Origin of the sequence: Pseudomonas parakoreensis (assembly GCF_021602155.1) — a bacterium.
Classification (GTDB): Bacteria; Pseudomonadota; Gammaproteobacteria; order Pseudomonadales; family Pseudomonadaceae; genus Aquipseudomonas; species Aquipseudomonas parakoreensis.
The window spans coordinates 40397-64355 of record NZ_BQHY01000012.1 but is presented as its reverse complement, the minus strand read 5'-3'; the positions used below and the strand labels follow the sequence as shown (position 1 = coordinate 64355).

At 59.1% G+C, this 23959-nt stretch carries 20 protein-coding genes; 12 read left to right on the top strand and 8 right to left on the bottom strand.

Annotation, left to right across the window (positions count from 1 at the left end; genetic code table 11):
* Positions 1–130 precede the first annotated feature (130 nt).
* The 3 genes from L6D63_RS19380 to gcl form a co-directional block, all read right to left on the bottom strand.
* The gene (locus L6D63_RS19380) at positions 131–1024 is read right to left on the bottom strand and encodes a 2-hydroxy-3-oxopropionate reductase (protein WP_131670004.1); all 894 of its coding nucleotides are present in this window, start codon (positions 1022–1024) and stop codon (positions 131–133) included.
* Between the two features lie 133 nt (positions 1025–1157).
* Positions 1158–1940 carry a hydroxypyruvate isomerase gene (gene hyi, locus L6D63_RS19375; protein ID WP_007961652.1) on the bottom strand — a complete coding sequence of 261 codons (783 nt, stop codon included), beginning with the start codon at positions 1938–1940 and terminating at the stop codon, positions 1158–1160.
* A gap of 155 nt (positions 1941–2095) precedes the next feature.
* Entirely contained in the window at positions 2096–3871 is a 1776-nt protein-coding gene (gcl, locus tag L6D63_RS19370) for a glyoxylate carboligase (RefSeq protein ID WP_041072901.1), read from the bottom strand.
* 268 nt (positions 3872–4139) lie between these two features.
* Between gcl and L6D63_RS19365 the strand changes: the two genes are divergently transcribed.
* Together L6D63_RS19365 and L6D63_RS19360 are read left to right on the top strand one after the other, a co-directional pair.
* Positions 4140–4580: a GlcG/HbpS family heme-binding protein gene (locus L6D63_RS19365; protein WP_095667156.1), complete on the top strand. Its 441-nt coding sequence runs from the start codon at positions 4140–4142 to the stop codon at positions 4578–4580.
* A 210-nt stretch (positions 4581–4790) separates the two neighbouring features.
* Positions 4791–5249, top strand: a complete 459-nt coding sequence (locus L6D63_RS19360; protein WP_131670005.1) for an REP-associated tyrosine transposase — start codon at positions 4791–4793, stop codon at positions 5247–5249.
* 129 nt (positions 5250–5378) lie between these two features.
* On the opposite strand, the gene L6D63_RS19355 is transcribed toward L6D63_RS19360, so the two are convergent.
* On the bottom strand, positions 5379–5987 hold the full coding sequence (locus L6D63_RS19355) for a TetR/AcrR family transcriptional regulator (RefSeq protein ID WP_095667155.1): 609 nt from the start codon (positions 5985–5987) through the stop codon (positions 5379–5381).
* A 134-nt stretch (positions 5988–6121) separates the two neighbouring features.
* On the opposite strand from L6D63_RS19355, the gene L6D63_RS19350 reads away from it, so the two are divergent.
* Positions 6122–7036 (top strand): DUF808 domain-containing protein, encoded by a 915-nt coding sequence (locus tag L6D63_RS19350; RefSeq protein ID WP_131670006.1) that lies wholly within the window; start codon positions 6122–6124, stop codon positions 7034–7036.
* 159 nt (positions 7037–7195) lie between these two features.
* On the opposite strand, the gene L6D63_RS19345 is transcribed toward L6D63_RS19350, so the two are convergent.
* Positions 7196–7984, bottom strand: coding sequence for an MlaA family lipoprotein (locus L6D63_RS19345; RefSeq protein WP_131670007.1), 789 nt, complete (start codon positions 7982–7984; stop codon positions 7196–7198).
* Entirely contained in the window at positions 7977–9275 is a 1299-nt protein-coding gene (locus tag L6D63_RS19340; protein ID WP_041072894.1) for a serine/threonine protein kinase, read from the bottom strand. The genes L6D63_RS19345 and L6D63_RS19340 overlap by 8 nt, the downstream gene beginning before the upstream one ends.
* 223 nt (positions 9276–9498) lie before the next feature.
* On the opposite strand from L6D63_RS19340, the gene L6D63_RS19335 reads away from it, so the two are divergent.
* The gene (locus tag L6D63_RS19335; protein WP_047292624.1) at positions 9499–9867 is read left to right on the top strand and encodes a hypothetical protein; all 369 of its coding nucleotides are present in this window, start codon (positions 9499–9501) and stop codon (positions 9865–9867) included.
* 94 nt (positions 9868–9961) lie between these two features.
* Here the strand turns inward: L6D63_RS19335 and L6D63_RS19330 are convergent, their stop codons facing one another.
* The gene (locus L6D63_RS19330) at positions 9962–11557 is read right to left on the bottom strand and encodes a glycoside hydrolase family 17 protein (RefSeq protein WP_131670008.1); all 1596 of its coding nucleotides are present in this window, start codon (positions 11555–11557) and stop codon (positions 9962–9964) included.
* A 301-nt stretch (positions 11558–11858) separates the two neighbouring features.
* On the opposite strand from L6D63_RS19330, the gene L6D63_RS19325 reads away from it, so the two are divergent.
* The 3 genes from L6D63_RS19325 (at position 11859) to L6D63_RS19315 (ending at position 14988) form a co-directional block, all read left to right on the top strand.
* On the top strand, positions 11859–12710 hold the full coding sequence (locus L6D63_RS19325; RefSeq protein ID WP_047292628.1) for a glycine betaine ABC transporter substrate-binding protein: 852 nt from the start codon (positions 11859–11861) through the stop codon (positions 12708–12710).
* A gap of 311 nt (positions 12711–13021) precedes the next feature.
* A complete protein-coding gene (locus tag L6D63_RS19320; protein ID WP_041072887.1) occupies positions 13022–13333 on the top strand; it encodes a DUF485 domain-containing protein in 312 nt (103 codons plus the stop codon).
* Positions 13330–14988, top strand: coding sequence for a cation acetate symporter (locus L6D63_RS19315; protein WP_041072885.1), 1659 nt, complete (start codon positions 13330–13332; stop codon positions 14986–14988). Before L6D63_RS19320 ends, L6D63_RS19315 begins: the two co-directional genes overlap by 4 nt.
* Before the next feature lie 987 nt (positions 14989–15975).
* Here the strand turns inward: L6D63_RS19315 and gltA are convergent.
* Positions 15976–17265 (bottom strand): citrate synthase, encoded by a 1290-nt coding sequence (gene gltA / locus L6D63_RS19310; protein WP_003222994.1) that lies wholly within the window; start codon positions 17263–17265, stop codon positions 15976–15978.
* 362 nt (positions 17266–17627) lie between these two features.
* On the opposite strand from gltA, the gene sdhC reads away from it, so the two are divergent.
* The 5 genes from sdhC (at position 17628) to L6D63_RS19285 (ending at position 23947) form a co-directional block, all read left to right on the top strand.
* Entirely contained in the window at positions 17628–18002 is a 375-nt protein-coding gene (sdhC, locus tag L6D63_RS19305) for a succinate dehydrogenase, cytochrome b556 subunit (RefSeq protein WP_047292829.1), read from the top strand.
* A complete protein-coding gene (gene sdhD / locus L6D63_RS19300) occupies positions 17996–18364 on the top strand; it encodes a succinate dehydrogenase, hydrophobic membrane anchor protein (RefSeq protein WP_047292833.1) in 369 nt (122 codons plus the stop codon). Before sdhC ends, sdhD begins: the two co-directional genes overlap by 7 nt.
* Before the next feature lie 3 nt (positions 18365–18367).
* Positions 18368–20140, top strand: coding sequence for a succinate dehydrogenase flavoprotein subunit (gene sdhA / locus L6D63_RS19295; RefSeq protein ID WP_007962857.1), 1773 nt, complete (start codon positions 18368–18370; stop codon positions 20138–20140).
* 11 nt (positions 20141–20151) lie between these two features.
* On the top strand, positions 20152–20856 hold the full coding sequence (locus tag L6D63_RS19290) for a succinate dehydrogenase iron-sulfur subunit (RefSeq protein WP_003223007.1): 705 nt from the start codon (positions 20152–20154) through the stop codon (positions 20854–20856).
* A gap of 259 nt (positions 20857–21115) precedes the next feature.
* Positions 21116–23947, top strand: a complete 2832-nt coding sequence (locus L6D63_RS19285) for a 2-oxoglutarate dehydrogenase E1 component (RefSeq protein WP_047292838.1) — start codon at positions 21116–21118, stop codon at positions 23945–23947.
* Positions 23948–23959: the final 12 nt, after the last annotated feature.

The window sequence follows — 23959 nt, the reverse complement described above, 5'->3', positions numbered from 1 at the left end:
ACGGTGCAGCGACGCGATCCTTGTGGGAGCTGGCTTGCCAGCGATTCAGGCGCCGCGGTCATTCAGGCGGACCGAGTCGATGCCATCGCGGGCAAGCCCGCTCCCACAGGGAGCGAGCCAGAAGCGCAGATTACTTCTTGTCGCGAATCGAGAAGTTGGCCATTTGTTCCAGGCCCTTGATCAGCGCCGAGTGGTCCCAGTTGCTGCCACCGATCGCCGCGCAGGTGCTGAACACTTGCTGGGCGTTGGCGGTGTTCGGCAGGTTGATGTTCAGTTCCTTGGCGCCTTGCAGGGCCAGGTTCAGGTCCTTCTGGTGCAGGCTGATGCGGAAGCCCGGGTCGAAGGTGCCTTTGATCATGCGCTCGCCGTGCACTTCGAGTATCTTCGACGAAGCGAAACCGCCCATCAGCGCTTCACGCACCTTGGCTGGATCGGCACCGTTTTTCGAAGCGAACAGCAGGGCTTCGGCCACGGCCTGAATGTTCAGCGCGACGATGATCTGGTTCGCCACCTTGGCGGTCTGACCGTCGCCATTGCCACCGACCAGGGTGATGTTCTTGCCCATGGCCTGAAACAGCGGCAGGGCGCGTTCGAAGGCATCGGCGTCGCCACCGACCATGATGCTCAGAGTCGCGGCCTTGGCGCCGACTTCACCGCCGGATACCGGGGCGTCGAGGTACTGCGCGCCTTTTTCGTTGATCTTCTTGGCGAAAGCCTTGGTGGCGGTCGGCGAGATCGAGCTCATGTCGATCACCACTTTGCCTTTGCCGATGCCAGCCGCGACGCCATCGGCGCGGAACAGCACGTCATCGACCTGCGGGGTGTCCGGGACCATGACGATGATGAATTCAGCTTCCTGCGCCACTTCGCGCGGGTTGGCCAGGGCGACGGCGCCAGCAGCTACCAGGTCGGCCGGAGCGGCGTCGTGGTGCGCCGACAGGAACAGGCTGTGACCGGCTTTCTGCAGGTTCGAAGCCATTGGGTGGCCCATGATGCCGGTGCCGATAAATCCGATTTTAGCCATGAGAAAATCCTCTTGTTTTTGTGTGGCTCTCTGTAGGAGCTGGCGAAGCCTGCGATCTTTTGATCTTGATCTTGAAAAGCAAAGTCAAAAGATCGCAGCCTTCGGCAGCTCCTACAGGAATGACCGTGTTCGATCAGATTGCGTTATGCGTTTTGAGCCAGCCCAGACCGGCCTCTGTGGTAGTCAGCGGCTTGTATTCACAGCCGACCCAACCCTGATAACCAATCCGATCCAGGTGTTCGAACAGGAAGCGATAGTTGATCTCGCCAGTGCCCGGCTCGTTGCGTCCCGGGTTGTCCGCGAGCTGCACATGGTTGATCTCGGCCAGGTGCGATTGCAGGGTGCGGGCCAGATCGCCTTCCATGATTTGCATGTGGTAGATGTCGTATTGCAGGAACAGGTTGGCGCTGCCGACTTGCTCGCGAATCGACAGGGCTTGCGCCGTGTTGTTCAGGTAGAAACCCGGGATGTCGCGGGTGTTGATCGCTTCCATCACCAGTTTGATGCCCGCCGCCTGCAGCTTGTCGGCCGCGTACTTGAGGTTGGCGACGAAGGTCTTTTCCACGGTGGCATCGTCGACGCCTTGCGGGCGGATACCGGCCAGGCAGTTGACCTGGGTGTTGCCCAGCACCTGCGCGTAGGCAATCGCCAGATCGACCCCGGCGCGGAACTCTTCAACGCGATCCGGCAGGCAGGCGATACCGCGCTCACCCTTGGCCCAGTCACCGGCCGGCAGATTGAACAGCACTTGGGTCAGCCCGTTGGCATCGAGCTTTGCCTTGATTTCGGCAGAGCTGAAGTCGTACGGGAACAGGTATTCCACACCACTGAAACCGGCCTTGGCGGCGGCGTCGAAACGGGCAAGGAAATCCTGTTCGGTGAACAGCATGGACAGGTTGGCTGCGAAACGCGGCATGGTGGTCTCCTGTTGCGAATTAATGATGATGGCTTTGTGTAGGAGCTGCCGCAGGCTGCGATCTTTTGATCTTGATCCTGAAAAACAAGATCAAAAGATCGCAGCCTGCGGCAGCTCCTACAGGGGAGTAACCGCGGCCATCAAATCCCGGCAGATCAGTCGAGCAGCGAAATCGCCGTTGGCGCGTCGTTGCCGACCAGCGCCAGGTCTTCGAATTCGTTGACGGCGTTGATCTCGGTCCCCATGGAGATGTTGGTCACACGCTCCAGGATGATTTCGACGATCACCGGCACCTTGAACTCTTCGATCAGCTCTTCGGCCTTGCGCAGGGCAGGGGCGATGTCCGCCGGTTCGAACACACGCAGCGCTTTACAGCCCAGGCCTTCGGCGACGGCGACGTGGTCGACACCGTAACCGTTGAGTTCCGGCGCGTTCAGGTTATCGAAGGACAGCTGCACGCAGTAGTCCATTTCGAACCCGCGCTGCGCCTGACGGATCAGACCCAGGTACGAGTTGTTCACCACGACGTGGATGTAAGGCAGTTTGAACTGAGCGCCGACCGCCAGCTCCTCGATCATGAACTGGAAGTCATAGTCCCCCGACAGGGCCACGACTTTACGGTTCGGATCGGCCTTGACCACGCCCAGCGCTGCCGGAATGGTCCAGCCCAAGGGGCCGGCCTGACCGCAGTTGATCCAGTGACGCGGCTTGTAGACGTGCAGGAACTGCGCGCCGGCAATCTGCGACAGACCAATGGTGCTGACGTAGCAGGTGTCTTTGCCGAACACCTGGTTCATTTCTTCGTAAACGCGTTGCGGCTTGACCGGCACGTTGTCGAAGTGGGTCTTGCGCTGCAGGCTGGCCTTGCGCTGCTGGCAATCCTGCAGCCAGGCACTGCGGTTTTTCAGCTTGCCGGCGGCTTGCCATTCGCGGGCGACTTCGATGAACACGGTCAGCGCGGCAGCAGCGTCGGAGACGATACCCAGGTCCGGGGTGAACACACGGCCGATCTGCGTGCCTTCGATGTCGACGTGAATGAACTTGCGACCTTCGGTGTAGACGTCGACCGAACCGGTGTGACGGTTGGCCCAACGGTTACCGATGCCCAGCACCACATCGGATTTGAGCATCGTCGCATTGCCGTAACGGTGCGACGTCTGCAGACCGACCATGCCGACCATCAGCGGGTGATCGTCAGGAATGGTGCCCCAGCCCATCAGGGTCGGGATCACCGGAATACCGGTCAGCTCGGCGAACTCCACCAGCAAATCGCTGGCATCGGCGTTGATGATGCCGCCACCGGCTACCAGCAATGGACGCTCGGCCTGATCCAGCAGCGCCAGCGCCTTTTCGACCTGAACGCGGCTCGCGGTCGGTTTGGCCAGCGGCAGCGGCTGGTAAGCGTCAATGTCGAATTCGATTTCAGCCATCTGCACGTCGAACGGCAGGTCGATCAGCACCGGGCCTGGACGGCCGGAGCGCATTTCGTAGAAGGCTTTCTGGAACGCGTAAGGCACCTGGCCTGGCTCCAGAACGGTGGTCGCCCACTTGGTGACGGGCTTGACGATGCTGGTGATGTCGACCGCCTGGAAGTCTTCCTTGTGCATACGGGCGCGGGGTGCCTGGCCGGTAATGCAGAGGATCGGAATCGAGTCGGCCGAGGCGCTGTAGAGCCCGGTGACCATGTCGGTACCGGCCGGGCCGGATGTACCGATGCACACGCCGATGTTGCCGGCCTTGGTGCGGGTGTACCCCTCGGCCATGTGCGACGCGCCTTCGACGTGGCGAGCGAGGACGTGATCGATGCCACCGACTTTTTTCAGTGCGGAGTACAGCGGGTTGATCGCTGCACCCGGAATGCCAAAAGCGGTATCAACCCCTTCACGGCGCATCACCAGAACGGCGGCTTCGATTGCTCTCATTTTGCTCATGGTTTTGTGCCTCTTTACGTTTTGTAATTGTATACAAGTGGCTTTGCGCAGAGTGTATTCACGGCGGACGGCGCAGGTCAATCCATTTTCTCAAGCGTCTGTTTCATTCGTCGGAAGCCATTTTTACTGTGGCTTTTCGTCGCATGTGGCGCTTTTCGAGAATTATTGTATACAAAAAAATAATTCATTGTGTTCTATTTGTGGCATCGGGCTGCGGCACAAACGCGCAGTTCCACGACTTTCCCAATAACAAAATGAGGACGGCACCATGAGCGCTTTAACCTTGAAAGTCGCAGTCAACCTGGTCGAACAGGCCATCACTACCGGGCGCGGGATCAACGCCGCGCCGCTGACCATCGCGGTACTCGACACCGGCGGCCACCTGATCACCCTGCAACGCGAAGACGGTGCCAGCCTGCTGCGCCCGAACATCGCCATCGGCAAAGCCTGGGGCGCCATCGCCCTGGGCAAGGGCTCACGCCTGCTGGCACTGGATGCGCAACAACGCCCGGCGTTCATCGCCGCACTCAACAGCATGGGCCAGGGCAGCGTCGTGCCTGCGCCGGGCGGAGTGTTGATTCGTGATCAGGCGGGAAATGTGCTGGGCGCGATCGGGATCAGCGGTGATCTGTCGGATATTGATGAGCAGGTCGCGATCAAAGCGGTGGAGGCGCTGGACTTGCGGGCGGATGCGGGGGTGGCGGCTTGATCTTTAGCGGCTGATCGAAAGTCATCGCTGGCAAGCCAGCTCCCACAAGGTTTTGCATTGGGCAACGATTTGTGAACGACACAAAGCTCTGTGGGAGCTGGCTTGCCAGCGATGGCGCTCTGTCTGACACATCAAGAAAAAAGACCAAACCAATCAAACAGATCATTGAGGTCTAGCCTTCTGATGAACTCATCATGAAGGGGCAATGGATTGCCTGATCTTCCCGCTTCACATCGTCTGCGAACCGGCCGTTATGCCGAGCCCAATCGAATTTATCTACTGACAACCAACACACTTGATCGCGAGCCGATCTTTGCCGACTTCGCTTTGGGCAGATTGGTTGTTCGTCAATTTCGACGGGCACAAGAGCTTGGATTGGCGAATTCACTGGCGTGGGTGGTGATGCCGGATCATTTTCACTGGTTGATTGAGCTGGAAAGCTGTTCTTTGCGCAGACTGATGCGCGAGACCAAGTCCCTGGCTACTCGAGAGGTGAACCATTGCACCGGCAGGAGCGGCCCGCTATGGCAACAGGGCTATCACGACCGGGCGCTTCGAATGGAAGATGATTTGGTAAAAATGGCCCGGTATGTGGTGGCCAACCCGTTACGGGCTGGACTGGTGCATAAGCTTGGCGACTATCCGCTGTGGGATGCCGTTTGGCTTTAGCACTTCTGAATCGAGTTGCCCTTATCGCTGGCAAGCCAGCTCCCACAGGGATTTGCGTCGTTCGCAAAAATTGTGTTCAACACAAACACCTGTGGGAGCTGGCTTGCCAGCGATAAGGGCACCGCGGTCTTACTTATCCGGCTCGCAGCCCTTGAGCACCAACCGGATAATCGTCTGCGCCGCCGCCTCGTAATCCGCCTCGTCCAGCTTGTCCTTGCCGGTAACTGCAGAAATCTGCCAGTCGAAGTCGGCGTAGGTCTGGGTCGCGGCCCAGATGCTGAACATCAGGTGGTTGGGGTCGAGCGGGGCGATCTGGCCGCGGTCGATCCAGCTCTGGATGCAGTCGATGTTGTGCTTGGCCTGGCTGTTGAGCTGCTCGACCAGGTCGGCGCTCAGGTGCGGGGCGCCGTGCATGATTTCGCTGGCAAACACTTTTGAGGCGAAGGGCAGGTCGCGGGAGATGCGGATCTTCGAGCGGATGTAGCCGCTGAGCACTTCGCTCGGCACGCCGTCCGGGTTGAACGGGGTCGAGGCCTGCAGGATCGGCACGATGATGCTTTCCAGCACCTCGCGGTAGAGGTTTTCCTTGGACTTGAAGTAGTAGTAGACGTTGGGCTTGGGCAATCCTGCCTTGGCGGCGATGTCGCTGGTTTTGGTCGCAGCGAAGCCCTTGTCGGCGAATTCCTCACTGGCGGCACGCAGGATCAGTTCTTTGTTGCGCTCGCGGATTGTGCTCATAAACCCGGTGGTTCCTTGCCTGTTCTGGCGGTTGCGCATGGTAGCACCGGCCTCGCGCATGGCTCAAGAATGCCCCGTGTGGCCCGCAGTCGCGGTATGCTGCGCGGCATTATTCACATAAGGAAACACGATTCATGGCAGGAAGCAGTTTGCTGGTGCTGATCGACGATATTGCCACCGTTCTGGATGACGTGGCGTTGATGAGCAAAATGGCCGCGAAGAAGACCGCCGGGGTACTCGGCGATGATCTGGCGCTCAATGCCCAGCAAGTCTCCGGGGTTCGCGCCGAGCGGGAAATTCCCGTGGTCTGGGCGGTGGCCAAGGGCTCGTTCGTCAACAAACTGATTCTGGTGCCGTCGGCGCTGGCGATCAGCGCATTTGTCCCGTGGCTGGTGACGCCGCTGCTGATGGTCGGCGGCGCGTACCTGTGTTTCGAAGGCTTCGAGAAACTCGCGCACAAGTTCCTGCACAGCAAGGCCGAAGATGATGCCGACCACGCGCAACTGAGCGCGGCGGTGGCCGAGCCGAGCACCGATCTGGTGGCCTACGAGAAGGACAAGATCAAAGGCGCAATCCGCACCGACTTTATCCTCTCCGCGGAAATCATCGCCATTACCCTCGGCACCGTGGCCGACGCTTCGCTGACCCAGCAAGTGATCGTGATGTCGGGCATCGCCATCGTCATGACCGTGGGCGTTTATGGTCTGGTGGCCGGCATCGTCAAACTCGACGACCTGGGCCTGTGGCTGACCCGGAAATCGGGTGCAGCAGCAAAAAGCATTGGCAACGCGATCCTGCGCGCCGCGCCTTACATGATGAAAGGCCTGTCGGTGATCGGTACAGCGGCGATGTTCCTCGTCGGTGGCGGCATCCTGACCCACGGCATCCCGGTGGTTCATCACTGGATTGAAAGTGTCGGCGCAGCGGCTGGCAGTGCCGGGTTTGCCGTGCCTGTGTTGCTCAATGGCGTAGCGGGGATTATCGCGGGCGCGGCAGTGCTGGCGGTGGTGTCGGTCGTGGGCAAAATCTGGCGTGCGATCAAGGGATAAACCCATCACCCCTGCTCGCGAAGGCGTCGAGTCAGTCACCCCTTTCGGGTCTGATGCACCGCATTCGCGAGCAGGCTCGCTCCCACACTGGATTTCAGTGATCCATGAAAAAGGGCCATTCGACTCGCATCGAATGGCCCTTTTTTGTTGCCGCTGAAGTTATTCGGCAATCTGCAGCTTGCGCGACTCGGTGTAGACGTAGCGCACTTTCTCGTACTCGAACGGCGAGTTCATCTGGCCGTAGCGGAAGTTGGTCTGGTAGCGCTTGTCGACGGCGCGCAAGGCCCAGATTTCCGGGTGGTTGGAGCTGACTTCAGAAACGTTCAGGTAGTTGATCGCCGATTCGGCGGTGTAGTCCACGGCCAGGCCGGCGGTGTCGCGGATGTTCGACGGGCCGAGAATCGGCAAGACGAAGTAGGCGCCGCCCGGTACGCCGTAGAAACCCAAGGTCTGACCGAAGTCTTCGCTCTGGCGCGGCAGGCCCATGGCGGTCGCCGGGTCCCACAGGCCGGCAATGCCGATGGTGGTGTTGAGCAAAAGGCGCGCGGTGGTTTCCATCGAACGCTTGCCCTTGAACTGCAGCAGGCTGTTGACCAGGTTTGGCACATCGCCGAGGTTGTTGAAGAAGTTGCTCACCCCGGTGCGCAGGAAGCCCGGCGTCACGTAGCGATAACCGTCGACCACCGGCAGGAACACCCATTGGTCGAAGCGGTAATTGAAGTGGTAGACGCGGCGGTTCCACGACTCCAGCGGGTCATAGACGTTGAGCGCGTTGAGTGTCGAACGTTCGAACTCGCGTTGGTCCAGCCCCGGGTTGAACTTGAGCTTGGAAAGCGGCTCCTTGAAGCCGTCGCTGTCGACCACCACTGGCGCGTTGGCTTTGCTGTTGTCGGCCTGGGCCACGCCTGCACTGAGGAGCGCTGCAATCAGCAGGAGATATTTAGCCACGGAAGAACTCCAGCATGGCGTCGCTGTTGACGCGGTAGTTAAGGTTGCCGCAATGGCCGCCCAGTGGGTAAACAGTCAGGCGATCGCCGAAGGTCTTGCGCAGGAAACCCAGGTCGCCAGGGCCGAGGATCACGTCGTCAGCGTTGTGCATGACGGCGATTTTCGGGCTGTCATGCAGGTAATCCTTGAGTGCGTACAGGCTGACCTGGTCGATCAGTTGCAGCAGGCTGCCGCCGTCGGTACGGGCGCGCCACATCGGGATCACCTGTTCGGTCAGGTAGCAGTCGAAGTCGCATTGCAGCGCACGCTTGAGAAACGGCGTGAGGCTGGTGCCCTCGGTGATCGGGAATTTCGGCGGAGTGATCAGGCCCCGACGGTTGATCAGGTCGGAGGTGAAGGCAATGTCGGCGGCCGAGAAGCGGAACGAGGTGCCGATCAGCATCGCCATCTGCTCGTTGGTCAGGTGCTGTTTGGACTGCTGGAAGTCGTAGAGCAGGGCGTCGTTGAGGTCGATGTAGCCTTTCTGCTGGAAGTAGCGGGTCAGCTTGTTCAGCACCAGTTCATAGAAAGTGGTGCTGTTGTTGATGCCCTTCACCTCGGTCTGTACCAGCTTGTCGAGGTTGCTGATGGACGTGTAGAGGTTGACCGGCGGGTTGAGCAGCAAGACTTTCTTGAAGTTGAAACTGCGTCGGGTCTCGTCCAGGTGCGCGACGAACGCGGCATCCAGCGCGCCAAGGCTGTAGCCGCTGAGGTAGTACTCGGTGACCGGCAGTTTCGGATGTTGCGCGCGCACGGCCTGCATCACCCGGTACATGTCTTCGGCGTCTTCCTTGGTGATGCCCGGGGTGGCGAAGCGTGAAGCGGCGCTGATGAAGTCGAAGCTGGTTGGCGACGACAACTGCACGACGTTGTAGCCGGCCTTGTAATAAAGCTTCTTCAGGTACTCATTGAGCGAACTGTCATAACGCGCACCGGTGCCGGCGATCAGGAAGATCAGCGGCGCCGGTTTGTCCTGCTCGGCGATACGGTAGGTGAGTTTTTTCACCGGCCAGAAGTTGTCCGGGAGGATGAAGGCCCGTTCCGGGCGCAGGGTGATGCTGTGGTCGGACTGATTGATCTCGTCGTTCGACGGCAATTCCGGACGCAGGTCCGGCGGCGTCGTGGCGATGGTCGCCTCGAACGGGTTGGTCAGGGGATAGCCATAACTGGCGGCATCGATATCCACCGCCAGTGCGGACGCACTCAGAATAAGGCCGCTGAACAGCGCGGCGAAGCGCAAGGAACGGAGCATGACTGGATCCCTTAAAGGAAGGTGCCGAATGAAGTTCGCAGGCTATGACCACCGGGCTTGCGCCAAAGTGCCATGCCTCGGCACCAAACAGGCAGAATTCGGAGTAATAGTAGCTGGACGATACACTCTGCAAGGCGCGGATGACCAGTTAACAGTTGTTAGTGCTTGCCAATGCGTGCGGGCAGATTAAGCTGGCCGCCGATTTCGTTGATTGGAGAGATTCATGTCCCGCCGCTTGCCCGTGATTCTATTGCTCGTGCTGTTGCCGCTGTGGCTGGCCGCCAGTTATGGCGCGCGTTATGGCTTCATGGAGGATGGGCAGTGGGTCGGCATCTGCGTCGATGAGGCGAGCCGCTGGGAATGCGCGGTGCGCTCGAACCTGGGACTGATGATTCACTTCAAGGTGTTGGGCTGGACCGCGCTGGGTGCAGCGCTGCTGGGTTTTGTGCTGCCGGGGCGGGCAGGGTGGTGGCTGGCGGTGCTGGCGCTGGTGTTCGGGTTGCCGGCGCTGGCGTTGTACAACACGACGCTGGCGGTGTTTGCGGTGGTGATTGCCGGATTGCGGCTGGTCCGGGCATCCCGCAGCGCCTGACAGAAAAAGATCGCAGCCTTCGGCAGCTCCTGCAAGGGGCAGTGAACCCTGTAGGAGCTGCCGAAGGCTGCGATCTTTTGATCTTGCTGTCTAATCAGCGACCGCGAACCCGCAGACAGCGCCACAACGCAGCGACCATCAACCCGCTGACCAGCGCCCAGCCCCACGCCTGCTGATTCAACAAGCCTTCTTCATACAGCTGCGGCGCAATGCCGGCGCCGATGATAAAGGTCAGCAGGGCGATTTCCCGGCGCGGCACGCTGACCGGGCGGCACACATACACCAGCGCCGGCAGAATGAACGCCATGCTGGCAAAGCTGCGATAGCGTGCGTCAAAAACCATCTCCAGCATCATCACCGCTGCCGCAAAACCGGCCACGGCAACCAGCCATCCGGCGCGGCGTTCCAGCAGACTGAACGCGCGTTCACGCCAACCCTGGCGGGCGCTCAGGCTCAGCGCGGCATGTGCCAGCACCAACAGATTCAATACGGTCAGCAAGCCGACCCACAGCCATTCGCTGGCAAACCGCGTGGTCACTCGCGCCAGATCGCCCCAGGCGCCGATCGAACAAGCGGCCAGCGCACCGAGCAGCGGCAGGATCAATGCCGATCGGGTGGTGCGCACTCGGCCGCCGAGCAGCAGGGTGCCGAGTAAAATCAGTCCGCCGACGCCCAGCCATGCTTTCCAGTACGGCACATTGCTCACCGGCCCGGCGAGCACGCCCTTGTCCTGGCGATCGGCATCGAACAGGCCCCAGTAACCGCCGACTGCACCTTCGCTGCCACGCTTCCATGGCTGGTCGAACGCTTCGATCAAGTTGTAATGCCAGCCTTCCTTCTCGGCCATCGCGACAAAACCACGAATGAACTTGGCCTCGTTGACCCGGCTCGGCAGGGCGGTTTCGCGCTGGCGACCTTCGCTGGGCCAGCCGGTCTCGCCGATCATCACGTCTTTGGGCGCGAATTTGTTGCCGAACACCTGACGTACATCCGCCACATGTTGCAGGGCGACGTCGATGTTCGACGGATCGTCTTCCCAGTACGGCAGCAAGTGAATGGTCAGGAAGTCCACCGCCGGCGCGACTTCCGGGTGCTTGAGCCAGAATTCCCAGACATCGGCATAGGTGACCGGTTGCTTGACCTGGCTTTTGACCTTGTTGATCAGCTTCGCCAGTTGCGCGCCGGTGACTTCCTTGCGCAGCAAGGCTTCGTTGCCGACGATGACTGCGCTGACCACATCCGGGTTGGCGTTGGCCGAAGCAATCAGCAGGTCGACTTCTTTTGCGGTGTCCACCGGGTTGCTGTTGACCCAGGCGCCGATCATCAGCTTCAAACCGTGCTTGCGCGCCAGGTCCGGCAGGGCTTCGAGGCCGGTCATCGAGTAGGTGCGGATGCATTCGAAACGCGTCGCCAGCAGGGCGAGGTCGGCGTCCATGCGTTCCGGACGCAGTTTGAACGGCACGTCGAACGGCGACTGATCCTTGTCGAACGGCGTGTAGGAGGCGCATTGCAATTTGTGCGTCGGGGTCGCGGCATCCGGCAGGATCACCGGTTTGCCGAGGCCGTACCAGAAGCCACCGAGGGCCAGCAGGCCGAGCAGGCAGGCAAAGAGATAAGGAACAAGCGGGAAGCGGGAGGTCGCGGACATGGTCAGGCCGAGTGGCTGCAAAGCGACGCATGTTACCTGCATTTATCCGCGGGTTGGTGGCCTGCATGATTTGCACATGCAAAGTTCGGGCGGATTGTCTGGCGCCAATTAATCAGAGGTGATTAATGGCCTTCTGATGTCGTTTCTCGGTGTATTGAGGTCGCTGACAGAGCAGGTCGCGTTTGGCGTCAGGCCGATGATCGAAAGCGTCAGTACCCTTATAGAAAAGACGACTGATGTTCGGACGAGTTTACGGTCAGGCGTGATGGGGGCGCTGTGCACCATAACAATACGTTGACGATGCCCGGCATCCGTCGGGCGCAGCATTTCGGGGAAGTAAACGATGAAGATGCGACGACTTTTAGGCGCAGGTGCCGCTCTGGTGCTTGCGATGAGTTCCACATTCGCCAGCGCTGAAAAACAGACCCTGAACATCGGTTACGTTGACGGCTGGTCCGACAGCGTCGCGACCACCCACGTGGCGGCCGAGGTGATCAAGCAGAAACTCGGCTATGACGTGAAGCTGCAAGCCGTCGCCACCGGGATCATGTGGCAGGGCGTGGCCACCGGCAAACTCGATGCGATGCTCTCGGCCTGGTTGCCGGTGACCCATGGCGAATACTGGGCGAAGAACAAGGATCTGGTCGTCGATTACGGCCCGAACTTCAAGGATGCGAAAATCGGCCTGATCGTGCCGGAGTACGTCAAGGCGAAATCGATCGAAGACCTCAAGACCGATGACAGCTTCAAGAACCGCATCGTCGGCATCGATGCCGGCTCGGGCGTGATGCTCAAGACCGATCAGGCGATCAAGGATTACGGTCTGGACAAATACACCCTCAAGGCCAGTTCCGGCGCCGGCATGATTGCCGAGCTGACCCGTGCCGAGAAGAAGAACGAATCGATTGCCGTCACCGGTTGGGTGCCGCACTGGATGTTCGCCAAGTGGAAACTGCGCTTCCTCGACGATCCGAAAGGCGTGTATGGCGCGGCTGAAACCGTAAACAGCATCGGTAGCAAAGAATTGGCTACCAAGGCACCGGAAGTGGCCAAGTTCCTGAAAAACTTCCAGTGGGCGTCGAAAGACGAGATCGGCGAAGTCATGCTGGCCATCCAGGATGGCGCCAAGCCTGACGCGGCGGCCAAGGATTGGGTCGCCAAGCACCCGGACCGCGTGGCTGACTGGACCAAATAAAAGTACCAACAACGCCTGACCCCTGTGGGAGCGAGCTTGCTCGCGAAAGCGGTGTAACAGTTGACAGAAATGTTGACTGATACGACGCCTTCGCGAGCAAGCTCGCTCCCACATTTATTTCCAGCGACAAGTCCCGTCTTGCAGGGTTTACGGCTGTTTCAAAGCCGCTTTCCAATTCTTTCGGCTAATTAGCGTCCGAAAATTGGCGAAAACGTCATGTCGTTCTAATACTAAGGTCGTCTGGAAGCCGTTCCGCAGCCGCATACAGTGGATACGTTCCAACAATAATCTGTGCTGCGAGGATAAAAACAATGAACGACAGCATTTACCTCTCGATTCAAAACAGCCCGCGCTTCAAGGAGCTGGTGAGAAAAAGAGAAAAATTCGCCTGGATACTCTCGGCGATCATGCTCGGGCTGTATTCCGGATTCATCCTGTTGATTGCTTACGGGCCGCAAGTGCTCGGCGCGAAACTCAGCCCCGGGTCTTCGATTACCTGGGGCATTCCGATCGGTGTCGGGCTGATTGTCTCGGCCTTCGTCCTGACCGGTATCTACGTGCGACGCGCCAATGGCGAGTTTGACGACCTGAACAATGCGATTCTCAAGGAGGCTCAGCAATGATCCGGCGTCTACTGGCTCTTTTGAGCATCGCAGCATTCGCTCCGGCTGTCTGGGCTGCTGACGCCTTGACCGGCGAAGTCCACAAACAACCGCTCAACGTTTCCGCGATCGCCATGTTCGTGGTGTTCGTCGGTGCGACCCTGTGCATCACCTACTGGGCGTCCAAGCGCAACAAGTCGGCTGCCGACTACTACGCTGCGGGCGGCAAGATCACCGGCTTTCAGAATGGTCTGGCGATTGCCGGCGACTACATGTCGGCGGCGTCCTTCCTGGGGATTTCCGCGCTGGTGTTCACCTCTGGTTACGATGGCCTGATCTACTCGATCGGCTTCCTGGTGGGCTGGCCGATCATTCTGTTCCTGATCGCCGAGCGTCTGCGTAACCTGGGTAAATACACCTTTGCCGACGTGGCGTCCTACCGCCTCGGGCAAACCCAGATCCGCACGCTGTCTGCCTGCGGTTCGCTGGTGGTGGTGGCGTTCTACCTGATCGCGCAAATGGTCGGTGCCGGCAAGCTGATCCAGCTGCTGTTCGGCCTCGACTACTACGTGGCGGTGATTCTGGTCGGTATCCTGATGTGCCTCTACGTGCTGTTCGGTGGCATGCTGGCGACCACCTGGGTGCAGATCATCAAGGCGGTGTTGTTGCTGTCCGGTGCTTCGTTCATGGCGCTGATGGTGATGAAGCACGTCAACTTCGACTTCAACATGCTGTTCTCCGAGGCGATCAAGGTTCACCCCAAAGGTGAGGCGATCATGAGCCCGGGCGGTCTGGTGAAAGACCCGATTTCGGCGTTCTCCCTGGGCCTGGCACTGATGTTCGGTACTGCTGGCCTGCCACACATCCTGATGCGCTTCTTCACCGTGAGTGACGCGAAAGAAGCGCGCAAGAGCGTGCTGTATGCCACCGGCTTCATTGGCTACTTCTACATCCTGACCTTCATCATCGGCTTCGGCGCCATCCTGCTGGTCAGCACCAATCCGGCCTTCAAAGATGCAGCGGGCGCTCTGCTCGGCGGCAACAACATGGCGGCGGTGCACCTGGCTGACGCAGTGGGTGGCAGTATTTTCCTCGGCTTCATCTCGGCGGTGGCGTTCGCGACCATTCTGGCGGTGGTGGCCGGTCTGACCCTGGCCGGTGCTTCGGCGGTGTCTCACGACCTGTATGCCAGTGTGATCAAGAAGGGCAAGGCCAACGACAAGGATGAGATTCGCGTGTCGAAGATCACCACCATCGCCCTGGGTGTGCTGGCGATTGGTCTGGGCATCCTGTTCGAAAGCCAGAACATCGCGTTCATGGTCGGCCTGGCGTTCTCGATTGCGGCGAGCTGCAACTTCCCGGTGCTGTTGCTTTCGATGTACTGGAAGAAGCTGACGACCCGCGGCGCGATGGTCGGTGGCTGGTTGGGGCTGGTGAGTGCGGTGGGTCTGATGATCCTCGGCCCGACCATCTGGGTGCAGATTCTGCATCACGAGAAGGCGATCTTCCCTTACGAGTACCCGGCGTTGTTTTCGATGATCATTGCGTTCATCGGTATCTGGTTCTTCTCGATCACCGACAAGTCGGCGGCGGCCGAGAACGAGCGGGCGCTGTTCTTCCCGCAGTTTGTGCGTTCGCAGACGGGATTGGGGGCGAGTGGGGCGGTTTCGCACTAAGATCTGGTCACATGGTTTGAGTGGAATGCCCTGGTTGAGAGATCGGGGCATTTTTTGTGGGCGGTTATCGGACTTGGGCCTTCGTGGTTGGTGGTTATGAGTACATATCCGTTGCTGCGGTAACGGCGGCTTAGGGTTCCGCCCTTACGGCGGGTCACTTTTGACAAACGCCTCAAAAGTAACCAAAAAGGCTTTACCCTGACGTTCGGCCCTCGCTTGGGCTCGGGTTCCTTCGCTGCGGGATTCATCCGGGGGGGCAGCGCCTACGGTTTGCTTCGCTGCACCTCCTCTCGCTGTGTTTGGCTGCGCCAAACGGTCGCTGCGCTCCCACCCCCGGATAAATCCCTCCACTCAGCCTGCCGACGGGCCCTCAGATCAAGAGCGGTACTCGAGCTAACGCTCATCGTGTTGAGTGGTGAAAAGCGGGTGCGGTCTGCTGTGACTTTTGTGGGAGCTGGCTTGCCAGCGATGGCGGCCTGACAGCCGACCAAATTTTTAACTGAATACACCCAATCCCCTGTAGGAACTGCCGAAGGCTGTGATCTTTTGATCTGGCTCTGGCTCTGGCTCTGGCTTTTGATCTTGACTTGGCTTTTGATTTTTTGCCCCTTCGGCAGGCCGAGCGAAGGTGTCCATCAGGGGGAAGGCGCGCAGCGCCATGCGGCGAAGCCGCATACATCGAGAGGAGGTGCAGCGAAGCAAACCGTAGGCGATGCCCCCTGATGGACACCGTAGCGAGGGAACACTGAGCCTCAGCGAAGTGCCGTACGCCGGGGGGAAGCCTTTTTGGTTACTTTTTCGGCGTTTGGAAAAAGTGACCCGCCGTAAGGGCGGAACCGTAATCAGCAACACCCGAAGCAACGGATATACACCCAAAACCCCAAAACCCAGTCGGCCCCCAGGCCGCTGCGACCAGACAAACAAAAACGGCCTCTATATAAGAGGCCGTTCCCGATACAACTTCAAGACATTATCGCAAGACAAGCCTTATTTGCGGTCTTCCAGCTTGGTGATGTCACGCGACTCGTAGCCAGTGTACAACTGGCGCGGACGGCCAATCTTGTACGGGCTGGAGAGCATTTCTTTCCAGTGCGAAATCCAGCCGACAGTACGTGCCAGGGCGAAGATCACGGTGAACATGCTGGTTGGAATGCCGATCGCCTTGAGGATGATCCCCGAGTAGAAGTCGACGTTCGGGTACAGCGAGCGTTCGATGAAGTACGGGTCGGTCAGCGCGATCTCTTCCAGGCGCATGGCCAGTTCGAGTTGCGGATCGTTGTTGATACCCAGCTCCTTCAGTACTTCGTCGCAGGTCTGCTTCATGACCGTCGCGCGAGGATCGCGGTTCTTGTAAACGCGGTGACCGAAGCCCATCAGCTTGAACGGGTCGTTCTTGTCCTTGGCCTTGGCGATGAACTTGTCGATGTTGGACACATCGCCAATCTCGTCAAGCATGGTCAGAACGGCTTCGTTCGCACCGCCGTGGGCAGGGCCCCACAGTGCGGCGATGCCGGCGGCGATACAGGCGAACGGGTTGGCACCCGAAGATCCTGCCAGGCGCACGGTGGAGGTCGATGCGTTCTGCTCGTGGTCGGCGTGGAGGATGAAGATCCGGTCCATGGCCTTGGCAAGTACCGGGCTGATCGGTTTGATCTCGCACGGGGTGTTGAACATCATGTGCAGGAAGTTTTCCGCGTACGTCAGGTCGTTGCGCGGGTACATCATGGGTTGGCCCATGGAGTACTTGTAAACCATCGCTGCCAGGGTTGGCATCTTGGCAACCAGACGGATCGCGGAGATTTCGCGATGCTGCGGGTTATTGATGTCCAGGGAGTCGTGGTAGAAGGCCGAGAGGGCGCCGACTACGCCGCACATGACGGCCATCGGGTGGGCGTCGCGACGGAAGCCGTTGAAGAAGGTTTTCAGCTGCTCGTGAACCATGGTGTGGTTTTTCACGGTGCTGACGAACTGGGCCTTCTGTTCTGCAGTCGGCAATTCGCCGTTGAGCAGCAGGTAGCAGGTTTCCAGGTAGTCCGACTTTTCAGCCAGCTGTTCGATCGGGTAGCCGCGGTGCAACAGAATGCCGTTGTCGCCGTCGATATAGGTGATCTTCGATTCGCACGAGGCGGTCGACATGAAACCCGGGTCGAAAGTGAAGCGGCCCGTGGCCGTCAGGCCCCGAACATCGATTACATCGGGACCAACGGTGCCGGTTAAAATGGGCAGCTCGACGGGGGCTGCGCCCTCGATGATCAACTGCGCTTTTTTGTCAGCCATGTGGCCTCCTATTTATGCTTGAACCATCAGACAGACCCCCCACGCAGGGCCCGCACCACTATAGTGAGATAAATTCGAATGTCAATTTGCCTAAAGTCTTGCTCCAGAAGGCTTTAAGCGCACTTTTTCCTCGAAATTGACTGCCATTTACGCCTTTTATACGACTTGTGCAATCAGCTATTTGGGGTAGGTGATTGCGTTGTCATTAGTAGCCTAACTGTCTATACTCGGCCACCGACCGCCAAGGGCTTTTGGGCCTGCTTTATTGGGGGTCGCATCCCTGGGTGGTGGTTACCTGACCAGTGCACTCCCCAACAACTTTGCCCTGATTGTTAGGGGCTCTTCAGTGTGAAAAAAAAGCCGTGAAAAGCCAACGACCTGTAAACCTAGACCTAAGGACCATCAAACTCCCCATCACCGGCGTTACGTCGTTTCTTCACCGTGTTTCCGGCATCATCCTCTTCCTGGGTATCGGCTTCATGCTTTATGCATTGGGCAAGTCTCTGGGTTCCGAGGAAGGTTTTGCCGACGTGAAGGCATGCTTGACCAGCCCGCTGGCCAAGTTCGTAGCATGGGGCCTCCTGTCCGCTCTGCTGTATCACCTGGTAGCCGGTGTGCGCCACTTGATCATGGATATGGGCATCGGTGAGACGCTGGAAGGCGGCCGCCTGGGCTCGAAAATTATCATCGCGGTTTCCGTGGTGCTGATCGTTCTGGCAGGAGTTTGGATATGGTAACCAGCGTTACGAACCTTTCGCGTTCGGGCCTCTATGACTGGATGGCGCAACGTGTGTCTGCGGTTGTTCTCGCGGCTTATTTCATCTTTCTGATCGGATACCTTGCAGTGAATCCGGGCATTGGCTACGACCAGTGGCACGGCCTGTTCGCTCACAACGGGATGCGTATCTTCAGTCTGCTGGCCCTCGTTGCCCTTGGCGCTCACGCCTGGGTCGGCATGTGGACCATCGCGACCGACTACCTGACGCCAATGGCGCTGGGCAAGTCCGCGACCGCAGTACGTTTCCTTTTCCAGGCAGTATGCGGCGTTGCGATGTTCGCTTACTTCGTCTGGGGTGTGCAGATTCTCTGGGGTATCTGAGTCATGGCTAACATTCCAACGATTTCTTTCGACGCCATCATTATTGGTGGTGGCGGTGCCGGCATGCGCGCTGCGCTGCAACTGGCACAAGGCGGTCACAAGACTGCGGTGATCACCAAGGTTTTCCCGACCCGTTCGCACACTGTATCCGCCCAGGGCGGCATCACCTGCGCGATCGCGTCCGCTGACCCGAACGATGACTGGCGCTGGCACATGTACGATACCGTCAAGGGTTCCGACTACATCGGTGACCAGGACGCTATCGAATACATGTGTCAGGAAGGCCCGGCTGCCGTTTTCGAACTGGACCACATGGGTCTGCCGTTCTCGCGTACCGAGCAAGGCCGTATCTACCAGCGTCCGTTCGGTGGTCAGTCCAAGGACTACGGTAAAGGCGGCCAGGCTGCACGTACCTGCGCAGCGTCCGACCGTACCGGTCACGCGCTGCTGCACACCCTTTATCAGGGCAACCTGAAAGCCGGTACCACGTTCCTGAACGAGTACTACGCTGTCGACCTGGTGAAAAACCAGGAAGGCGAGTTCGTCGGTGTGATCGCGATCTGCATCGAAACCGGCGAAACTTCGTACATCCGCGCCAAGGCCACCGTACTGGCCACTGGTGGTGCCGGTCGTATCTACGCCTCCACCACCAACGCCCTGATCAACACCGGTGACGGCGTTGGCATGGCGCTGCGTGCTGGCGTACCGGTACAAGACATCGAAATGTGGCAGTTCCACCCGACCGGCATCGCCGGCGCCGGTGTACTGGTTACCGAAGGCTGCCGTGGTGAAGGTGGTTACCTGATCAACAAGCACGGCGAGCGTTTCATGGAGCGTTATGCTCCGAACGCGAAAGACCTGGCTGGTCGTGACGTGGTTGCTCGCTCGATGGTTAAAGAAATCATCGCCGGCAACGGTTGCGGTCCGAATGGCGACCACGTAATGCTCAAACTCGACCACTTGGGCGAGGAAGTGCTGCACAGCCGTCTGCCAGGTATCTGCGAACTGTCGAAGACTTTCGCCCACGTTGACCCGGTGGTTGCTCCGGTTCCGGTGGTTCCGACCTGCCACTATATGATGGGCGGCGTTGCCACCAACATTCATGGTCAGGCAATCACCCAGAACGCCGAAGGCGTGGATCAGATCATTCCTGGTCTGTTCGCCGTAGGTGAAGTGGCTTGCGTATCGGTACACGGTGCCAACCGTCTGGGCGGCAACTCGCTGCTCGACCTGGTGGTATTCGGCCGCGCTGCCGGCCTGCACCTGGAGAAGGCGCTGACCGACGGCATCGAATACGACGACGCTACCGAAGCCGACATCGAAGCAGCCCTGTCGCGTCTGAACGCGCTGAACGGCCGTACCGATGGCGAAGACGTGGCAACCCTGCGTCGCGAGCTGCAAAGCTGCATGCAGAACTACTTCGGTGTATTCCGTACTGGCGAATACATGCAGAAGGGCATCGCTCAGCTGGCCGATCTGCGCAAGCGTATCGCCAACGTGAAGATCAACGATAAGTCGCAAGCGTTCAACACTGCGCGTATCGAAGCTCTGGAACTGCAAAACCTGCTGGAAGTGGCTGAAGCTACCGCCATCGCGGCCGAAGTACGTAAAGAGTCCCGCGGCGCTCACGCCCGTGAAGACTTCGAAGACCGTGACGACGAAAACTGGCTGTGCCACACCCTGTACTTCCCGGGTGAGAAACGCGTCGCCAAGCGTGCCGTAAACTTCTCGCCGAAGACTGTTCCGACTTTCGAACCTAAAGTCCGGACTTATTAAGGGTGATCGCCATGTTGCAAGTCAGTGTTTATCGCTACAACCCTGATCAGGACGCTGCGCCGTTCATGCAGGAATTCCAGGTCGATACCGGTGGTAAAGACCTGATGGTGCTGGACGTGCTGGCCCTGATCAAAGAGCAGGACGAGGGTTTCTCCTATCGTCGCTCTTGCCGTGAAGGCGTCTGCGGCTCCGACGGCATGAACATCAACGGCAAGAACGGTCTGGCGTGCATCACGCCGCTGTCCGCTGTCGTAAAAGGCAACAAGTTGATCGTTCGTCCGCTGCCAGGTTTGCCGGTTATCCGTGACCTGGTTGTCGATATGAGCATCTTCTACAAGCAATACGAGAAGGTTAAGCCTTACCTGCAGAACGACACGCCGGCTCCGGCCATCGAGCGTCTGCAGTCCCCTGAAGAGCGTGAAAAGCTCGACGGTCTGTACGAGTGCATCCTGTGCGCCTGCTGCTCGACCTCGTGCCCGTCCTTCTGGTGGAACCCGGACAAATTCCTGGGTCCAGCTGCCCTGCTGCAAGCGTACCGCTTCCTGGCAGACAGCCGTGACACCAAGACGTCCGAGCGTCTGGCTTCGCTCGATGACCCGTTCAGCGTCTTCCGCTGCCGGGGCATCATGAACTGCGTCAACGTATGTCCGAAAGGCCTGAACCCGACTAAGGCCATCGGTCACATCCGTAACATGCTGCTTTCGAGCGGCGTGTGATTCAGCTGCTGTAACCGTAGAACCGCTGTAACGAAGAGGCTGTGGCGCGGGCTTCAACCCGCGTCATGGCTATAACCAGAGCAGTAGCCACAAGCTGCAGCTCTTATTTTGAAGAAATGAGACAAGCAGGGGCATCCGGGCTGGTACCCGGACTATCAGCGTGATCCTAAGTGGCTTGTTTTGGTCGCTGCATTCGGACTTCTGCAAGTTTGCTCGGTATTGACGCCGATGGTGTTCCCCTAACCGAGGGTGACCAAGCATGCAAGAAAGCGTGATGCAGCGCATGTGGAACAGCGCCTACCTTTCAGGTGGAAACGCTGCCTATGTGGAAGAGCTTTATGAGCTCTACCTGCACGACCCTAACGCTGTGCCAGAAGAGTGGCGCACCTACTTTCAGAAGCTGCCTGCCGACGGCAGCTCTGCCACTGATGTTTCGCACTCCACAATTCGCGATCATTTCGTGCTGCTGGCAAAGAACCAGCGCCGCGCTCAACCGGTTTCCGCCGGGAGCGTGAGCAGTGAGCACGAGAAGAAGCAAGTTGAAGTGCTGCGATTGATCCAGGCCTACCGTATGCGTGGCCACCAGGCAGCCCAGCTTGACCCGCTGGGGCTGTGGCAGCGTCCTGCACCTGCAGACCTGTCGATCAATCATTACGGCTTGACCAATGCCGATCTTGATACGACCTTCCGTGCCGGCGACCTGTTCATCGGCAAAGAGGAAGCGAGCCTACGCGAAATTCACGAAGCGTTGCAGCAGACATATTGCCGCACCATCGGCGCTGAATTTACGCACATCACCGATTCCGAGCAGCGCCAGTGGTTCCAGCAGCGTCTGGAAAGCGTGCGCGGTCGTCCGACGTACTCCGCCGATATCAAGAGCCACCTGCTTGAGCGCGTGACTGCCGGTGAAGGCCTGGAAAAATACCTGGGCACCAAATACCCGGGCACCAAGCGTTTCGGTCTGGAAGGCGGCGAAAGCCTGATTCCGATGCTCGACGAACTGATCCAGCGTTCCGGTTCCTACGGCACCAAGGAAGTCGTCATCGGCATGGCCCACCGTGGCCGTCTGAACGTGCTGGTCAATACCTTCGGCAAGAACCCGCGCGAGCTGTTCGACGAGTTCGAAGGCAAGAAGAAGGTCGAGCTGGGTTCCGGTGACGTTAAATACCACCAGGGCTTCTCGTCCAACGTGATGACCGCCGGCGGTGAAGTTCACCTGGCCATGGCGTTCAACCCGTCCCACCTGGAAATCGTTTCCCCGGTGGTAGAAGGTTCGGTTCGCGCCCGTCAGGATCGTCGTAACGACCCGACCGGTGAGAAGGTTCTGCCGATCTCCATCCACGGTGACGCTGCATTCGCAGGTCAGGGCGTGGTCATGGAAACCTTCCAGATGTCGCAGACCCGCGGTTTCAAGACCGGCGGTACCGTGCACATCGTGATCAACAACCAGGTCGGTTTCACCATCAGCAACCCGCTGGACTCGCGTTCCACCGAGTACGCCACCGACGTTGCGAAGATGATCCAGGCACCGATCCTCCATGTGAATGGTGATGATCCGGAAGCTGTGCTGTTCGTGACCCAGCTGGCCATCGACTATCGCATGCAGTTCAAGCGTGACGTGGTGATCGACCTGGTCTGCTACCGTCGTCGCGGCCACAACGAGGCCGACGAGCCAAGCGGCACCCAGCCGCTGATGTATCAGCAGATCACCAAGCAGCGCACCACCCGTGAGCTGTACGCTGATCGTCTGACTCAGGCCGGTGTGCTCGACGCAGAGCGTGTACAGGCGAAAGTCGACGAGTACCGCAACGCGCTGGACAACGGTCTGCACGTGGTGAAATCGCTGGTCAAAGAGCCGAACAAAGAGCTGTTCGTGGATTGGCGTCCGTATCTGGGCCACGCCTGGACTGCGCGTCACGACACGCGTTTCGACCTGAAGACCCTGCAGGAACTGTCCGCCAAGCTGCTGGAAATTCCGGAAGGCTTCGTGGTTCAGCGTCAGGTTGCGAAGATCTACGAAGACCGTCAGAAGATGCAAGCCGGCGGCCTGCCGATCAACTGGGGTTACGCCGAAACCATGGCGTACGCGACCCTGGCGTTCGAAGGTCACCCGATCCGCATGACCGGTCAGGATATCGGCCGCGGTACGTTCTCGCACCGTCACGCTGTGCTGCACAACCAGAAAGATGCCGGCACCTACATTCCGCTGAAACACCTGTACGAAGGTCAGCCACGTTTTGACCTGTATGACTCGTTCCTGTCGGAAGAAGCGGTACTGGCCTTCGAATACGGCTACTCGACCACCACGCCAAACGCGCTGGTGATCTGGGAAGCCCAGTTCGGCGACTTCGCCAACGGTGCACAGGTTGTTATCGACCAGTTCATCACCAGCGGCGAGCACAAGTGGGGCCGTCTCTGCGGTCTGACCATGCTGTTGCCGCACGGCTACGAAGGTCAGGGCCCTGAGCACAGCTCGGCGCGTCTTGAGCGTTACCTGCAGCTGTGCGCCGAGCACAACATTCAGGTGTGCATGCCGACCACTCCGGCGCAGATCTACCACTTGCTGCGCCGTCAGGTGATTCGCCCGCTGCGCAAACCTCTGGTAGTGCTGACGCCGAAGTCGCTGCTGCGCCACAAGCTGGCCGTCTCGACTCTGGAAGATCTGGCCGAAGGTTCGTTCCAGACCGTGATCCCGGAAATCGATGCACTGGACCCGAAAAAGGTCGAGCGCGTTGTTCTGTGTAGCGGCAAGGTCTACTACGACCTGCTGGAAAAACGCCGTGCCGAAGGCCGTGACGATATCGCCATCGTGCGTATCGAGCAGCTGTATCCATTCCCTGAGGACGACTTGAAAGAAGTCCTGGCGCCTTACACCAACGCCAAAGCGGCCGTCTGGTGTCAGGAAGAGCCAATGAACCAGGGCGCCTGGTACTGCAGCCAGCACCACCTGCGTCGCAGCATCGGTAACCTCAACAAATCTCTCGTACTCGAGTACGCGGGCCGTGAGGCTTCTGCTGCACCTGCATGTGGTTACGCATCGATGCACGCCGAGCAGCAGGAAAAACTGCTGCAAGACGCGTTTACCGTTTAACGCCTTCGCGCA

Excerpts from the sequence above, each read along its gene's own strand:
- L6D63_RS19380 (WP_131670004.1), bottom strand. The coding sequence starts at position 1,024 with ATGGCTAAAATCGGATTTATCGGCACCGGCATCATGGGCCACCCAATG.
- hyi (WP_007961652.1), bottom strand. The coding sequence starts at position 1,940 with ATGCCGCGTTTCGCAGCCAACCTGTCCATGCTGTTCACCGAACAGGAT.
- gcl (WP_041072901.1), bottom strand. The coding sequence starts at position 3,871 with ATGAGCAAAATGAGAGCAATCGAAGCCGCCGTTCTGGTGATGCGCCGT.
- L6D63_RS19365 (WP_095667156.1), top strand. The coding sequence starts at position 4,140 with ATGAGCGCTTTAACCTTGAAAGTCGCAGTCAACCTGGTCGAACAGGCC.
- L6D63_RS19355 (WP_095667155.1), bottom strand. The coding sequence starts at position 5,987 with ATGAGCACAATCCGCGAGCGCAACAAAGAACTGATCCTGCGTGCCGCC.
- L6D63_RS19350 (WP_131670006.1), top strand. The coding sequence starts at position 6,122 with ATGGCAGGAAGCAGTTTGCTGGTGCTGATCGACGATATTGCCACCGTT.
- L6D63_RS19340 (WP_041072894.1), bottom strand. The coding sequence starts at position 9,275 with ATGCTCCGTTCCTTGCGCTTCGCCGCGCTGTTCAGCGGCCTTATTCTG.
- L6D63_RS19335 (WP_047292624.1), top strand. The coding sequence starts at position 9,499 with ATGTCCCGCCGCTTGCCCGTGATTCTATTGCTCGTGCTGTTGCCGCTG.
- L6D63_RS19330 (WP_131670008.1), bottom strand. The coding sequence starts at position 11,557 with ATGCAGGTAACATGCGTCGCTTTGCAGCCACTCGGCCTGACCATGTCC.
- L6D63_RS19325 (WP_047292628.1), top strand. The coding sequence starts at position 11,859 with ATGAAGATGCGACGACTTTTAGGCGCAGGTGCCGCTCTGGTGCTTGCG.
- L6D63_RS19320 (WP_041072887.1), top strand. The coding sequence starts at position 13,022 with ATGAACGACAGCATTTACCTCTCGATTCAAAACAGCCCGCGCTTCAAG.
- L6D63_RS19315 (WP_041072885.1), top strand. The coding sequence starts at position 13,330 with ATGATCCGGCGTCTACTGGCTCTTTTGAGCATCGCAGCATTCGCTCCG.
- gltA (WP_003222994.1), bottom strand. The coding sequence starts at position 17,265 with ATGGCTGACAAAAAAGCGCAGTTGATCATCGAGGGCGCAGCCCCCGTC.
- sdhD (WP_047292833.1), top strand. The coding sequence starts at position 17,996 with ATGGTAACCAGCGTTACGAACCTTTCGCGTTCGGGCCTCTATGACTGG.
- sdhA (WP_007962857.1), top strand. The coding sequence starts at position 18,368 with ATGGCTAACATTCCAACGATTTCTTTCGACGCCATCATTATTGGTGGT.
- L6D63_RS19290 (WP_003223007.1), top strand. The coding sequence starts at position 20,152 with ATGTTGCAAGTCAGTGTTTATCGCTACAACCCTGATCAGGACGCTGCG.
- L6D63_RS19285 (WP_047292838.1), top strand. The coding sequence starts at position 21,116 with ATGCAAGAAAGCGTGATGCAGCGCATGTGGAACAGCGCCTACCTTTCA.